The 14,312-nt window shown below is 67.3% G+C and carries 12 protein-coding genes; 6 read left to right on the forward strand and 6 right to left on the reverse strand.

What is annotated here, in order from left to right:
* Positions 1 to 61: 61 nt before the first annotated feature.
* The 4 genes from ABNF93_RS29340 to ABNF93_RS29355 all read right to left on the reverse strand — a co-directional run bounded on the left by ABNF93_RS29340 (position 62) and on the right by ABNF93_RS29355 (position 3,517).
* Positions 62 to 796: an alpha/beta fold hydrolase gene (locus ABNF93_RS29340; protein ID WP_349331467.1), complete on the reverse strand. Its 735-nt coding sequence runs from the start codon at positions 794 to 796 to the stop codon at positions 62 to 64.
* Positions 797 to 997: 201 nt separating this feature from the next.
* Positions 998 to 1,624, reverse strand: a complete 627-nt coding sequence (locus ABNF93_RS29345; RefSeq protein WP_349331468.1) for a GGDEF domain-containing protein — start codon at positions 1,622 to 1,624, stop codon at positions 998 to 1,000.
* A 182-nt stretch (positions 1,625 to 1,806) separates the two neighbouring features.
* Complete coding sequence (locus tag ABNF93_RS29350) at positions 1,807 to 1,908, reverse strand: HRDC domain-containing protein (RefSeq protein WP_349331469.1); 102 nt, start codon at positions 1,906 to 1,908, stop codon at positions 1,807 to 1,809.
* A gap of 520 nt (positions 1,909 to 2,428) precedes the next feature.
* Positions 2,429 to 3,517, reverse strand: a complete 1,089-nt coding sequence (locus ABNF93_RS29355; protein ID WP_349331470.1) for a winged helix DNA-binding domain-containing protein — start codon at positions 3,515 to 3,517, stop codon at positions 2,429 to 2,431.
* A gap of 79 nt (positions 3,518 to 3,596) precedes the next feature.
* Between ABNF93_RS29355 and ABNF93_RS29360 the strand changes: the two genes are divergently transcribed.
* The 5 genes from ABNF93_RS29360 (at position 3,597) to ABNF93_RS29380 (ending at position 8,171) form a co-directional block, all read left to right on the forward strand.
* The gene (locus ABNF93_RS29360; protein WP_349331471.1) at positions 3,597 to 4,343 is read left to right on the forward strand and encodes a phosphotransferase family protein; all 747 of its coding nucleotides are present in this window, start codon (positions 3,597 to 3,599) and stop codon (positions 4,341 to 4,343) included.
* Positions 4,344 to 4,691: 348 nt separating this feature from the next.
* On the forward strand, positions 4,692 to 5,681 hold the full coding sequence (locus tag ABNF93_RS29365; protein WP_349331472.1) for a pirin family protein: 990 nt from the start codon (positions 4,692 to 4,694) through the stop codon (positions 5,679 to 5,681).
* A 109-nt stretch (positions 5,682 to 5,790) separates the two neighbouring features.
* Complete coding sequence (locus ABNF93_RS29370) at positions 5,791 to 6,633, forward strand: hypothetical protein (protein WP_349331473.1); 843 nt, start codon at positions 5,791 to 5,793, stop codon at positions 6,631 to 6,633.
* A protein-coding gene (locus ABNF93_RS29375) for an IS3 family transposase (RefSeq protein ID WP_349331474.1) occupies positions 6,596 to 7,890 on the forward strand; the annotation gives its coding sequence in 2 pieces (ribosomal slippage) (positions 6,596 to 6,869 and positions 6,869 to 7,890; 1,296 coding nt in all). Before ABNF93_RS29370 ends, ABNF93_RS29375 begins: the two co-directional genes overlap by 38 nt.
* A gap of 47 nt (positions 7,891 to 7,937) precedes the next feature.
* Positions 7,938 to 8,171, forward strand: coding sequence for a hypothetical protein (locus ABNF93_RS29380; RefSeq protein WP_349331475.1), 234 nt, complete (start codon positions 7,938 to 7,940; stop codon positions 8,169 to 8,171).
* Positions 8,172 to 8,282: 111 nt separating this feature from the next.
* On the opposite strand, the gene ABNF93_RS29385 is transcribed toward ABNF93_RS29380, so the two are convergent.
* The gene (locus tag ABNF93_RS29385; protein WP_349331476.1) at positions 8,283 to 9,257 is read right to left on the reverse strand and encodes an aminoglycoside phosphotransferase family protein; all 975 of its coding nucleotides are present in this window, start codon (positions 9,255 to 9,257) and stop codon (positions 8,283 to 8,285) included.
* A gap of 423 nt (positions 9,258 to 9,680) precedes the next feature.
* Positions 9,681 to 11,795, reverse strand: coding sequence for an outer membrane protein assembly factor BamB family protein (locus tag ABNF93_RS29390; protein WP_349331477.1), 2,115 nt, complete (start codon positions 11,793 to 11,795; stop codon positions 9,681 to 9,683).
* 439 nt (positions 11,796 to 12,234) lie between these two features.
* On the opposite strand from ABNF93_RS29390, the gene ABNF93_RS29395 reads away from it, so the two are divergent.
* Positions 12,235 to 14,166 carry a hypothetical protein gene (locus ABNF93_RS29395; RefSeq protein WP_349331478.1) on the forward strand — a complete coding sequence of 644 codons (1,932 nt, stop codon included), beginning with the start codon at positions 12,235 to 12,237 and terminating at the stop codon, positions 14,164 to 14,166.
* Positions 14,167 to 14,312: the final 146 nt, after the last annotated feature.

Below are 14,312 nucleotides of genomic sequence, written 5' to 3' on the forward strand. Positions count from 1 at the left end.
TACCTCAAACGTCAAATGTTCGGCCGCGCAAACTTCGACCTCCTCCGGAAACGAGTACTACTCACATGACACCACCACCAACAGTCACCGACCGGCCCACCGCCTCACGAAATTTGAGACAGAACCGATTCCGGTGCACACCGCCGGTACCAATGGAGATGTGATGATCTTCCCACTCCACCCAGGCGAGCGATGCGGCATCGCGTGTCGCCGAGACCGGGTGCCTCATCAGCTGTGCGTACGCCTCGATGAGGCGGCCGTGATCGCGCCGGTAGCCAATGCCGGCCTGTTCGGCGTGGCTGGCCAGACGATCCCAGGCCTCGGGGAAGATCGCACCTACAGTCTCGGTGATCAATTTGACCTGGAACCGGTCGGTCGTGGTGACAGCCATGGCCACGATGCCAAGGACTCGCTCCGGGTGAGCCTGCGCGTACGCGAGGGCGAGAGTAGAGCCCCATGACACACCGTTGACCAGCCACCGGTCGATCTGGAGGTGCTCACGCAACCGTTCGAGGTCGTCGATCAGATGGGCCGTCGTGTTCTGGGTCAGGTCGTAGCCCGGCACGGTGACATGCGGCGTCGATCGACCGCAGCCCCGCTGGTCCAGGCCGATGACACGAAACCTCGACGGATCGAACCTGTTCCGGTAGCTGCCCTGGCCGAGGGTGCCGCCTGGTCCGCCATGCAGATACACCGCAGGAACGCCGCCAGGATCCCCCGACTCCTCCCAGTAGACCTCGTGGCCACCACCGACAGCCAGCAACCCGAACGCCCGCACCTCTGCCTTCTCGAACACGACGCGCGACCCTACCCGAACCCCCAGACCGAGATGCTCCACCGCCGCTCTCCGACGTCCACAGCAGGCGTGTCAGTTGGCCACAACCCTAAAACGAACGGCGGGGGACATGATCGGCGTTCGGTTAGGGATCCCTCACCGGAGGCTACTCGGCCGCCAAGGTATGGCTCATAGGTGAGGCTGGTGAGCGCCCGTCGGGGCTCAGAGTTGGTCGCTGTACTTATCGAGCGTGTCGTCGAGCGCCTCTCGCAGCAGGGACGCTTCCGTGCGGCCCGTCGCCGCAGAAAGCTTGGCCAGCTTGTCGAGGCCTGCACGGCTGTAGTAGTTGCTCTTGAGGACCATCTTCTCCTCGACATAGATCGCGACCTGGTCCCGCCCTCCGCGCTTGGCACGCATGAGCGCTTGGCTCGCGCTGCGCCAGAGATCTTCAGCCGTCGTGCCGTGTGGCGGGTTTGCAGCGACGCCGACCGAGGCGGAGCTCCGCAGTTCGTCGCTGCCGATGCCCAAGGAGGCGAAGTGGGAACGCATCTCGTCGAGGAGGATGAGGGCGTTCTCTGCCGACAGTCCGGGGAGCAGGACCAGATACTCGTCGCCGCCGACCCGAACGGCCTGCGCATCGGACGGCAGGTTGCGGTCGAGCGTGGTCTCCCACGCGACCAGGACCTCATCGCCTGCCTGCTGCCCATGACGTTCGTTGAGAGTGGCGAAGTCGTCGAGGTCGGTCATCGCCACCGCGATGGCAGCGCTCCCGCGGTGGAGCGCCTTCTCGAGCGTACGGAGGGCGGTGGATCGGTCGATGATCGACTTCCTCTTCCTTGTAGTAGCCATCACATATATATGCCACGTGTACTACGACCCGTCAAGCCGGCTGGTGCTGTGTACGACGCGTCACAGCTTTCGATCGTGGCCCACCGGTACGAAGGCCGCACGGACACGAAGCGGGACGGCTTCGCGTTCAAGGATCCGGGCGCCAAACCCGCCGCCCTCAAGGCGATCATCAGGCTGACGGCCTAGTTGCGCACCTCCGCGATCGCGATCAGCGTGGCGTCGGTGAAGGTGCAGTAGGCCGGTAGCCGCTGAACCTGTGCCTGACCCGTCCGCCAAGTCCGCAAGAGCTCGTCGAGCTCCCCGTCCTGGGTGGCCGGACATGTGGCGCACCACCACGATGGCCTGCAACCTGTTCATCTCTCGGCCTTTCGTCGGTCATTCTCGTTGACGATTTCGACGATGCCGGGCGGGACCTCGTTGCGTCGCCGCGATGGCCGCCGAAATGGAACCCGACCTCATCCGCGAACGCACCCTCGACGGACTCCCCCGGAGTGGCACGCAACCGCAACACATGCCGCGATCGGGCGGCTGCCGCGTAGGCCCGTGATGCTCGGCCTACCGCCAGAGCATGCCTCGCGGTTCAACGCCGTCTCGACGACGAAGGTCATAGTCCGAGGCATGCCGGAGGGCCGGCGGTTGACGGGACCGTCCGTCCGCACGCCGAAGGGCATCCGCTTTGATCGTGTCCGGTCAGGGATCCAGCTTCGTACGCGGGAGGTTCCCTTGCGGACACGGGCGGACCGGCAGGGATCATTGGCAACATCGCTTCATAGCTGCCAGGCCGACCGGTCTTAGCTGAAGCCGTCAACCGAGGCTCGTTACCACCCGGTGGCGGAGGTTGAGGAAGGCCGCCTGGTGGGCTGCGGCGGCGTCGAGCGCGTCGGCTTCGGCGGGACTGAGCGCGCGGTGGAGCACTGCCTTGACCACCAGTGTGTCCCTCGCGGGCGTGCCTTTCCAGCGCCCGGTCACCTGCCCGTCAAGCAGCACCCTCCCGTTCGGCAGCGCCGTGCCGGGAGGGAGCGCCCGGGCGGCGCCGGAGACGTCGATTACGTACTTGCTTTCGGCGAACGCGACCACGTACTCGTCGTAGGCCTGGACGAGGTGGACCGTAGGTGACGGCGCGGCCGCCGTCTCCTGCCAGCCCGACCAATACGACACCCCGTCGACGAGCTCGCGGCGCAGTCGATCGCCGGTCAGCTCCACGCCCCGCGCGATGTCCCTGAGCGTGAGGCTGGACCACCACCGGAGATCCTTGGCGGTGGCTGGGCCGTGGCTGGTGAAATAGCGGCTGACCAGCTCGGCCAGCGCCTCGTCGGGATCGCGGGCGGGCGCCGGCGGCACGCGCCCCTCCAGCAGTGTGTATGTGTGGTGCTTGCCGCGCACCGCCCCGCTGCATATGAGCCCATCGAGCTCGGCGTGAATCAGGACGTACCCCAGGGCGAAGCCCGCGGTCGGCAGGCCCGCGCCACCGAGGACACCGGCCAGCTCCTTGCGGGTGCGGTGCGCGCCACCGTCAAGCGCTTCGGCGAGCAAGTCGTGTGCCTTGGCCAAGGCGTAGTCGTCAAGGCCGGCCCGGCGGTAGGCGTACGCATTCGCGGCGTGCACCCTCGGTCGGGTGAGCCGCAGCAGCCACCGAATGTCGTCCGGCGTCACGAAGTGCCAGGTCGGCCGCAGCACGTGCGTGCGCAGAAACAGCCCCGCATCGAAGGCGCGCTGAACCTCGGCATCGGTGGTGCCGGGCAGCCGCTGCCCGAGCGACCACTTGGCCGGTCCGAAGTCCTGTGCCTGCACCGCCCCGAACCACCGCACGACATCAGCCGGCGCGGCGGGCTGCGGCCCGTCGGCGAGCAGCGCGCTCCCCAGCCGTCGATCGGCGATCGACTTCAGGCCCAAGAGGCTAACGTGTGCGGGCTCACCTTACGTACGACCTCCCCGCCCGAGGAGAGCGGAATGGCGTACGGGGATGGCAGCGATGGACGACCCTGACCGTGCCGCGGCAAACGCCGCGCTACAGGTGATTCTTTCCGTCGATGAAGCCGTGAACGGCCAGCCAGAAGACGCCGTGCTAACGCTTGGTCGGGCACTCGAAGTGCTTTTCCCCTACGACCTAGCCGCGGCGTGGCGATCGACAGGCGAGGCTCTGCGCCGAGCGCACGATATCGATCAGCCAGTTGCAGGCGAGATCGTCGGAGATCGGATCGAGCCGTTCGCGGGAGGTTGGGCGACGTGGGCAAGTGAAGACGTCGCCGACACGCTGGGCTGGCTGCGCGAGCGGATCGGAATGCCGGCGCTTCGCGAAGAGGCCGGGCGATTCTCGCGGGCTACGCATTCGGTACTCGCCGATGCGCCGATCCGGCTGATCCACAACGACCTACTCCCGCAGAACATCATGGTTGCCCCGGGACCAGACGGCTGGCGATGCACGGGGCTGCTGGACTGGGAGTTCGCCCGCGCGGGTGATCCGCGGTGGGACCTGGCCACGTTAGACCTTCGCCCGGCAGAACTGGTGCCTCCGGCCTTCTATGAAGGGTACGGCGAGCGACCCGCCGAGCCGCACGCAACGATCTATGAAGTCCTGGCCATGGCCTGGAAGACCAAGGCGCAGCTGCAGGGACTCGGCGACTGGTGGTGGACACCGCTCAACGCCAGACTCGCGTACGTGGCAAACCTGGAACGGCACCTGGCCCGTGCCGTCCCCCCTCTTCCGGCGCAGCTATGAGCCGGACGTGAAACGGGCCGGGTCCCTAGACGGGCAGCTGCAACACGCGGTTCTGCGGGGACCCGATCCGATGACCCCGTACAGCTGGTGGGGATGGCCAAGGGCCCGCCCCCCACGGTTCCGTACGCCACCACGTTCCTCGCGTGTGCGTGGTGGACCTTCCTTCGCAAGGACGTACTGTCCTGACGTTCCCTGACGCCCCCGAACACCGGACGGAGTTTCGCCTCGGGCGCCCGGTTGGAGGGCTTTGTACAGGCTCGTTCCGATCCTTGGCTCGCGAAGGAATGCCTGGCGGTAGCGACGCGTTCCGGAGGGTGTACTTGAAGCTTCAACCAGAGAGAGGTTGATATGCCCGCCGTCACTGCCGACACTCTGAGGCTGCCGCGCGTCGCCGTACCCGATCCGGTCGCTGCCGTCCCGCGTCCCGTGCGGTCCGTGACGACCGCACCCAGCGGTTTCGAGGGCGAGGGCTTCCCCGTGCGGCGTGCGTTCGCCGGGGTGGCGCAGTCCGTGCTCGACCCCTTCATCCACATGGACCAGATGGGGGAGATCGAGTACGCCCCGGGCGAACCCAAGGGGACGCCCTGGCATCCGCACCGCGGCTTCGAGACCGTCACGTACATCATCGACGGGGTCTTCGAGCACCAGGACTCCAATGGTGGTGGCGGCACGATCACGGACGGCGACACCCAGTGGATGACCGCGGGCGCGGGCCTGCTGCACATCGAGAAGCCCCCGGAGCACCTGGTCGTCTCCGGCGGGGTGTTTCACGGCATCCAGCTGTGGGTCAACCTGCCCCGCGCGCACAAGTTCCACCTGCCCCGCTACCAGGACATCCGCGGCCGTGAGGCGGTGCTGCTGGCCTCGGCCGACGGCGGCGCGCTGCTGCGAGTGATCGCAGGCGAACTCGACGGCCACCAGGGCCCCGGCATCACGTTCACACCGACCACGATGGTGCACGCGACCGTCAACCCCGGCGCCCGGCTGGAGCTGCCGTGGAACCCCAGCTTCAACGGCCTCGCCTACGTGCTGGCCGGCCAAGGGTCAGCGGGCACGGAGCAGCGGCCGATCCGCAAAGGTCAGCTCGCCGTCTTCGGCGCGGGCGGCGCACTGACCCTCGACGCGGCGACAGCCCAGCCGCAGGCCGAGCCCAACCTGGAGGTGCTGCTGCTCGGCGGGCAGCCCATCCGCGAGCCGGTCGTCCACTACGGCCCGTTCGTCATGAACAGCCGCGCCGAGATCGTCCAGGCAGTGGAGGACTACCAGGCCGGCAGACTGGGCGTGGTCCCCGCCGACCGCGTCCCGCACGCCGACGGCCCCCTTCTCGGACAGGAATGACAGGAGCGACAGGAGGAGGCGAGGCGCCGCGTGGATGATGCCGAGAGCTCCAGGTCTGGCCACCACCGGCATTACGGACGGACTCTCTTGGGCTGGCATGATCGCGTGGGTGCTGGCTGCCAGGCGTGCCCGCTACGTGCGGGTCTCGGACTTCCTGGCCTCGCGTAGCGACGTTGAGCTTGCTGCGCAGGTGAGTGCTGGGCGAGTGGGCAGCGTGGGGGTGGGCGGCGGTTCGGTCGTTGTCGATGTCGACGGTGTGCGGGTGTTCGTCAAGCGTGTCCCGTTGACCGACCGGGAGTTGGCTCATCCGCGTTCCACCGCGAACCTGTTCGGCTTGCCACTGTTCTGCCAGTACGGCATCGGCGGCCCAGGCTTCAACGGATGGCGCGAGTTGGCCGCGAACGTGATCGTCACTGACGGAGTTCTGGCCGGTGAGACGGAGTCGTTCCCGTTGCTCTACCACTGGCGAGCACTGCCCGGCCGCCCTCCCGTCGCTGCCGAGCACGCCGACGTCGACGCAGCTGTCGCCGCGCTGGACAGCTCGCCAGCCGTGCGTGCCCGCCTGGAAGCGCTGGCCGCCGCTTCACACAGCCTCGTGCTGTTCTGCGAATACATCCCGTACCCACTGACCGGCTGGCTAGGGGAAGACCCAGCCGGCAAGGCCGAGATGATCGAGCGGCAGTTCTCGGAGATCGTGGCGTTCCTGCGCGGCCATGAGCTGCTGCACATGGACGGACACTTCAACAACATGCTCACCGACGGTGAGCGGATCTACCTCGCCGACTTCGGGCTGGCCACCTCGCCACGCTTCGACCTCTCGCCAGCCGAGCGCGACTTCGCCGAACGCAACGCCACACACGATGTGAATCGCCCCGGGTCTGGTGGAGGCTCTCAATCCATGGAGGATGAGAGTCATGGCAGCACCCAGGAAGTACCCCGACGAGCTGCGTGAGCGGGCGACCCGGATGGCGGTGGAGCTGCGGGCGGACCCGGCGACAAAGCAGGGCGCGATCGCTCGTGTGGCCGCCCAGCTCGGGATGCACCCCGAGACCCTTCGCAACTGGGTCCGGCAGGCCGAGATCGACGGTAGTGTCCGACCGGGCACCACGACCGCCGAGGCCGAGCGGATTGCCCAGCTCGAGCAGGAGGTCCGTGAGTTGCGGCGGGCCAACCACATCTTGAAGACGTCAGCGGCTTTCTTCGCGGCGGAGCTCGACCGCCCCATCAGCAGGTAGTGGCCTACATCGACGCCCATCGCCACGACGTGGTCGATGGGCGCGAGGTCGGGGTCGAGCCGATCTGCGCCGTGCTGAAGAAGGCCGGTGTGCAGGTCGCCCCTAGCAGCTACTACGCGAGCAAGACCAGGCCGCCGTCCGCGCGAGCGTTGCGCGATGCCGAGCTGGTCGAGGACATCAGGGCCGCGCACAAGGCCAACCTGGGTGTCTACGGCGCCCGGAAGATCCATGCCGGGCTGAACCGCGAAGGCATCACGGTCGCGCGCTGCACCGTGGAGCGGCTGATGCGTGCTGAGGGTCTGCGTGGCATCCGCCGGGAGAGGACGCGCAAGACCACCATCGGCGATGGCGCTGAGACCGAACGGCCTGGGGACCTGGTGAAGCGGAGGTTCGTCGCGACCGGGCCGAACCAGCTGTGGGTGGCCGATCTGACCTACGTCCGTACGCACGCCGGCTGGACCTACGTCGCGTTCGTCCTGGACGTCTTCAGCCGGGTGATCGTGGGCTGGCAGGTGTCTACCAGCCTGCGCACCGACCTGGCGCTCGACGCCCTGGCCATGGGGCTGTGGTCCCGGCAGCGGGCCGGTCAGGACGTCACCGGCCTGGTGCACCATTCAGATAGGGGAGTTCAATATCGAGCGATTCGCTACACCGAGCGGCTCGCCGAGGCCGAGGCCGTAGCGTCCGTCGGATCGAAGGGGGATTCGTATGACAATGCGATGGCCGAGGCGCTGAACTCGTTGTTCAAAGCCGAGTGCATCCGCAACCCGGTCATGCGTCCCAAAGGCGGCTGGAAGTCCGTCACCGACGTCGAGATCGCTGTCGCCGAATACGTCGACTGGTTCAACCACCGACGCCTTCACGGCGAAATCGGCCTCGTCCCACCCGCCGAGTTCGAGGCCAACCACGGGGCCAACACCACGACCCAGCACTACCCTCAGACACCCGTCCCGACCGGGGCTGGTTCCAAGTAACCAAGCCTCCACGAAACCCGGGGCGATTCAATGCCGACTACGCCGCCATGCGACTGATCAACTGGCTGGTAACCGCCACATGCGGCGTACCGGTGCCAACCACCGGCGGCCGCCCTGTGGCCCGCAACGAGTTCGTACGCCGGTGCGCGGACGGCCACCACCCAGATGACCTGCCACCGGCGGTCGCCGACATCCTCACCCGCCACGCACCAACCGCAGCGAGAATGAACACCCTCTATGAGCGGCTGTTCGGCGGAGATCTACACGCGCAGTACCCCTGACCGCAGCCGTCCGAGAGCTCGACATATGCGGGCGGCCCGGACCCGGTGCACGTATGTAGATCCCTAACGGGCATCCACAAGCCGTGAAGGTTGCTGTGCAGGAAGCAACGTTCAGCCGTCGGCGGCCTCAGTGGCTGGGCCGATCTGTTGCCGGAGCCTGGCGAGCCTCGCAGCGCCGAAGTCGTCGATCGGTCCGGTCGCGTTGCTCTCCTCGAAGTAGGCCAGCTCTTTCAGCGTGAACAGCAGGTGCACATCATGTGCGGTGGGCGGATCGGTGCCGAGTGCTCCGTCGAGCTTGGTGGTGTAAGCGTTCCACATCGCCTGCCGGAGCCTGGAGAACTCGGCTTCCCACCTGAAGATCGCGGCTCCCCATTCGCCGAAGTCGAAGTCCAGCAGTGGGTTGCCGAGGCTGGCAGTGTCCCAGTCGAAGACGGTGCGTACGTGGAGTTCGTCGTCGACCAGGAGCTGGTTCTCGCAGACGTCTCCGTGCAGGAGGACCGGCGGCAGGCTCGCCACCCGAAGTGCGGTCCGCCGCCACTGTTCAGCCCACGTCGGATTGGCGTCCAGCAGCCGGACCGCCTCATCGACGGTACGGTCCACGCGATCGGTGTCGAGGAGACGAGTCAGCCAGTGGCGATCCTGGACTAGCGGGCGCCGCAGATCCACGGGCAGCCGGGAGACATCGAGCCGGTGCCAGCTCGCGATCAGCCCGCCGAGACTGGTCAGCATCCGCTCGAGCCCATCCAGGCCGGCGGTATCCGCGAGCTCCGACCAGCCGGTACCGGACCGCCGCTCGAACGCGACAAAGGGTCCGGCGGCCAGCACGCCGTCCGGCCACCGACCGAGCACGCGTGGTACGCAGTCGAGTCCGAGGCGAGCGAGTTCCTCACACACGATCGCGCCGCGCAGCAACAGCTCGTCGCGTCCGCGGCGTGGGATCAGGAACACCTTGTCCGCGGTGAGAATCGCGAGCTTGCTCCAGCCGTCGAAGCACACCCCCAGCTCCGCACCACCGATGCCGGTGATCTCGCGGAACGCCCACAGATCCGGTGGCGGCAAAGGGTGTTGCCAGTGCTGCGGTTCCACGTGCGCAAAGCAGAGCAGCGCTACGGAGTCTGGGACCCAGCCTCCCGGTCTTGGCGGGGCGTAGGTCTGCCCGAAGACGAGGCTCGCGAGCTCGCCGACCAACTCAACATCGCCAACTCAAAGCACGGCACCCCGCCCGGCCGGACGCGCTCGCCTGGTCGACCCGCCTCGCGCCGTCGACATCGTCGTCAACGGCGCCTGGCACCCCGGCCAGCTCGACCTGAACCCTGAGCTGGTGGCCGCACTGGTGAACGAGTACGAAGCCTGGGCAGAGCGGTGTGGTGCCATCCCGCGAGCGCAGGTCCTCGAGCTCGACCGCCGCCGCGGCTATGGCCTCCCTGCGGAATGAGAGGCGGACCGTCCCGGTCAGGGCGCCCGGAGATCGCTCTACCGCAACGCTCATCCCGGGATGTGCGCGCCGCCTCACATCACGTCGCCGATGCGCAGTGGATCCTTTGCAGGCGCTCGGGCGGGTGCGAGTGCGGGCTCCGCGCAGTCAGGATCGACGCGGATACGGGCGAGATCGCGGCCCAGGATGCCCCACCCGTACCAGCTGCGTTCCATCGCCAGATGCGGGTTGGTGTACCACTGGTCGCCGAGCCCGCTGGCCACCACCCGGGGTTCGGCGAGGTCAGGACCGAGCTGGTGGATCTGGCCGGTGAAGACGGTGGCGAACACCTTTCCGCGGTGCACGAACGTCTCTCCGTAGCTGCCGATCGAGCCCTGCTGGCGGAGCTCCCGGTCGGCGAGATCCATCGCGAACCACGTGCCGGCGTCCCGCTTCATCACGCCGTAGAGCACACCGTCGTAGACGACGAGATCCTGCACGGTGCGGTGGCCCGCGAGGGGATCGACCTGCCAATGGATTTCCCGCGTACGCAGGTCGAACGCCGCCACCGACGCACTCGCCTGCGTAGGCGGCGTCCCGCCACCACCGATCACATCGCCACCCAGATAGGCAACGCCGTCGACGGCGTCGACCGACATCACCGCCTGGTCATCGATGATGCCTGGGTAGACGTCCATCCGTCCGGTCCGCGGGTCGAGTACGGTCAACGCGCCTTCGAGGAAGCCCGTCCCGGGTGCCGACGCCACGACGATGAGGCCGGTGCGTTCGTCATAGTCCATATCCCACGGCCGTTGCTGTCCATGCAGGATCGTGCCCAGGTCGCGCACCTCGCCGGTGGCCGGGTCGAGCACGACGAGCTGCGTACTCGGATACAACGCGAGGTAGAGCAAGTGGTCGTGCACCAGCATCGCCTTGACCTCACCGGGTACGCGGAACCGGGTTCGTTTCCCCGTGTCCGGGTCGTAGACCTCCAGCGCCCAGTGCCCGCCGATGTACACGCCGCGGCCCGGGTCGTGCACGATCGCCTGCGGGCGTTCCGGTCCGGGTGGGAGACCGGCATCGATGAGGTCGACGAAGGAGTACGTACCACTCTCGAGGTCCAGCCACCACACGCCACCACTGCCCGCCGCGCCGAACATCGTCCGGTCATCGAGCAGCACGATGGCGCGATGCTCGTCGTTGGCCGACGGTGTAGCGAGCTGCTCGAGCTCCGATGCGCCGGGTTGGTAGCGGTAGACCGAGCCGGTACGCCGCGTCGTGGCGTAGACCGTGCCCTCCGCGCCGACCGCAAACGCGTCGATGAGTGCCTCCGACTCCGGCAGCTCCACCATCGTGACGTCGGAACCGTCCGTACGCATGGTGAGGAGTTTGTGCGATGACGTCGTGACCAGCCGGTCCCGGTCGATGGTGAGGGGGCCGTAGACCGCGTCTCCGAGCTCAGGCGGGTTGAGATTGCGTACTGTTCCGGTCGCGCGGTCAATGGCAACAAGCCGGCCCGGCGTGTAGACCGACGCATAGACATGGGTTGCGTCGGCGGCGACGTAGCGCGCGTACTGCGCTCCCGGGACCGGTTGGGCGATGCGGCGGAACACCCGGGTGGTTGGGTCGATCTCCCAGATACCCCCGTCCGGGTAGGTCGCGGCATAGATGGTGCCGTCAGGGGCAGTGGTGAGCGCCCACACGAATCCCGATGACCCACCGAGCCTGGCCACGGTCTCGACCTCGCCGGTCTCCGGGTCGAAGCGGTGCACGTCGGGGACGGTGTACATCCCGGCGTAGACCTGTCCACCCGAGACGGTGGCAGCCCATCCACCCTCCCCGCTGGGCAGCGGTACGGAACGTACGACCTGGTGGGTGTCGAGGTCGATCTCGGCGAGCAGAGGCGGCACAAGCCCGCGGGTCACGACGTACGCATGACCACCGAACACAGTGGCGCCAACGATCGCGGCCGTGGTCGAGGCCGTGCCGAAGGTCTCCACCGCGGGGCCTGCACAGGTGTCGTAGCGGAGCCCTGAGGTCCCTTCGTGGCCTTCGCTTGCGGTAGGTGAGCCGGCGGCTGCCGGTCCGGGAAATGCCTGGCTCGTCAACGCTGCCATGGCCAGCCCGCCACCGGCCCACAGGATATTCCGCCGCGTGGGGTTGGCCTTGACTTGGTGCGTGGTGTCGCCGCTAGGTACCCGATCGTCCATGACGTCTCCTGTCAGGTCGTCATCCAGGCGGGCTGGCTCACACACATCGCCGGTGCGGAGGGACTCCTTCACCAGGGGCTGCTGCGGAGCGAACGTCGCCTCAAGACCCCCGATTTACGGTCGTGACCGTAGTGTTCGCGGTGGATAGCGTCAACCATCGAGGAACCCAGAGCTGTCAAGCGCTTGCCGCCGACAGTCGGATGCCAGCGCAAGCGTCGGCGAAGTGCGGACTGACCTGGTTCGGTCGCTGCGGGAGTCGATTATTGACGTGATCGACAACGATCACTACGGTCCTGACCGTAATTCGAGTCTCATGGGACCAACGCGGTTATCGCTGGACCGCAGCGAGCCACGTCACGATGGGCGCTCGGCTGTCGGCTGACGTCGACACGGCTCGCCTCTGGCGGCTCGATGTCGGCACCGTTCAAGGAGAGTGACGATGGCTGGGCCCGCACGGATGACGACTCGACGGGAACTGCTCCGCTCCTCAGCGCTCGCCGGAGTCGCGGGGTTCGTGGCGCCGATGGCGGCGTTGCGCGAGTCCTCGCGGGGCACCGTCACCGATCTTGGACCGGCCTCCTCTGTCACCTCCCTGTCCGGTTCGGCGGCCATCGCCGACAAGCTCTATGTCGCCACCGGGGGCGTGAGCCCCACGGTGGTCGGCGCCTACGACCCAGCACAGCAGAAGATCACCACGAAGTACCTCCTGCCCACCGGCGAAGGCGCCTGGGCAACCACAGCTGTGGGTAGCGACCTGTACGTCGGTACGTACGCTCCAGGCGATCTGTACCAGGTGGACAGCACTGGGACCGCCGTCACCAAGGTCGCCGACGCGCTGCCCGACAACTTCATCTGGGCCCTCGACTCCTCTCCAGACGGCAAGGTCTACGCCGGGACGTACCCGAGCGGTCTGGTCTTCGAATACGACCCGGCCACCGGCGTCAAGCGCAGCTACGGTTCGGCCGTACCCGGCGAGCAGTATGTCCGGAGCATTGCCGTCGATGACTCCACTATCTACGCGGGCGTCGGGGCACATGCCCACCTCATCGCCATTGACCGGGCCAGCGGCGAGAAACGGGACATTCTGCCGGCGGAGTTTCAGAACCGTACCTTCGTCGCCACTCTCGCCCTCGAGGGCGGGCTACTCGCCGCAGGGCTTTCCGCCACCGGCACTCTGCTGCTGATGAACACCGCCGACCCGGCTACGTACGACACCATCCAGGCTCCCGGCGACTCCTACATCACTGCCATCACCATCGACGCCTCGAACAACGACATCTATTTCGGCACCCGGCCATCGGGGAGCTTGTACAAATACGACCGGGACACCGGCGAGCTGACCAGACTCCTCGTGCCATACGACGGGGCTTACTTCTCCGGTCTCTTCCTTGCCGACGGACTCCTGCGCGGCGTTCTTACCAACACGATCCTCACCTACGAGCTGGCCACCGGAGCGCTTTCTGGCGTTGACGTGACGCAAGCGGGGATGCCGCCCGCACCTGAGCTGGCGATGGCGATCGCCACGGACGGCGCCCGGGTCTACGTCAGCGGCAAGGCGGGCATTCAGATCCACGACCTCGCGTCAGGAACGTCCCGGCGGACTTTCCTACCAGGAGAAGCGAAGGCGATGACCCCCGCCCGCGGGCAGCTGTGGCTGTCGGTCTACACCCTGGCGTACCTGTTCCGGCTTCCGCCAGATGGCGATCCCATCCGGGTAGCCACGCTTGACAACGACCAGACGAGGCCGCTGGACGCGACGTATTCCGCTGCCGACAACCTACTCGCCGTCGGCACCCAACCGGAGTACGGCAGGTACGGCGGCGCGCTCGGCCTCTTCGCTACGGACACAGGCCAGCTGGACGTCTACCGGGACATCATCAAGGACCAATCCGTCCGGTCGGTCGCGATCAAGCATGGCAAGGCATATCTGGGGAGCAGCATCCGCAACGGCCTGGGCACCACCCCGCTGGCGACCGAGGCGAGGCTGGTGACGTTCGACCTGGCGGCCCGGCGGGTGGAGCACGAACTCGTCCCGGTCCCCGACGCAAGGGAGATCGTCGACCTGATCGCCACTGGCAACCGCGTGTACGGCGTGACCGAGATGGGCCTCGCGTTCGAATACGACCCCGCTCGGCGCACGGTGGTACGCACCAGCCAGGTGTCGACTGGCAGCACCGCGCTCGTCGGTATTGGCGAGTCCATCTACGGCGCAGATACCCGACACGTGTTCCGGCTCGACCCGGCCACACTGACCACCACGACAGTGCTCGATGGTCTCGACACCGACAGCGGTGCGATGATCGCTGCGGCACCGGATGGCTCCGCCCTGTTTGCCCTGCGTGGCCGCAACCTCATCCGGATTGCGTTGTGAGGCACCGTGCAAGGTATGTCGACGCTCTGTCCTTGCGGCGCCGGCGCCGTGGCCGCTGTGGTGCCGCGGTCGGCCTCTGCGGTGGGCCCGGTCGTGACTGACCTCGGACCGCGCCTGGATCGGCACGTCCGGGGCAGACCGGCGAG

The organism is Actinopolymorpha sp. B9G3 (assembly GCF_040120725.1).
Taxonomy (GTDB): Bacteria; Actinomycetota; Actinomycetes; order Propionibacteriales; family Actinopolymorphaceae; genus Thermasporomyces.

Excerpts from the sequence above, each read along its gene's own strand:
- ABNF93_RS29345 (WP_349331468.1), bottom strand. The coding sequence starts at position 1,624 with ATGGCTACTACAAGGAAGAGGAAGTCGATCATCGACCGATCCACCGCC.
- ABNF93_RS29360 (WP_349331471.1), top strand. The coding sequence starts at position 3,597 with ATGGACGACCCTGACCGTGCCGCGGCAAACGCCGCGCTACAGGTGATT.
- ABNF93_RS29365 (WP_349331472.1), top strand. The coding sequence starts at position 4,692 with ATGCCCGCCGTCACTGCCGACACTCTGAGGCTGCCGCGCGTCGCCGTA.
- ABNF93_RS29380 (WP_349331475.1), top strand. The coding sequence starts at position 7,938 with ATGCGACTGATCAACTGGCTGGTAACCGCCACATGCGGCGTACCGGTG.
- ABNF93_RS29390 (WP_349331477.1), bottom strand. The coding sequence starts at position 11,795 with ATGGACGATCGGGTACCTAGCGGCGACACCACGCACCAAGTCAAGGCC.
- ABNF93_RS29395 (WP_349331478.1), top strand. The coding sequence starts at position 12,235 with ATGGCTGGGCCCGCACGGATGACGACTCGACGGGAACTGCTCCGCTCC.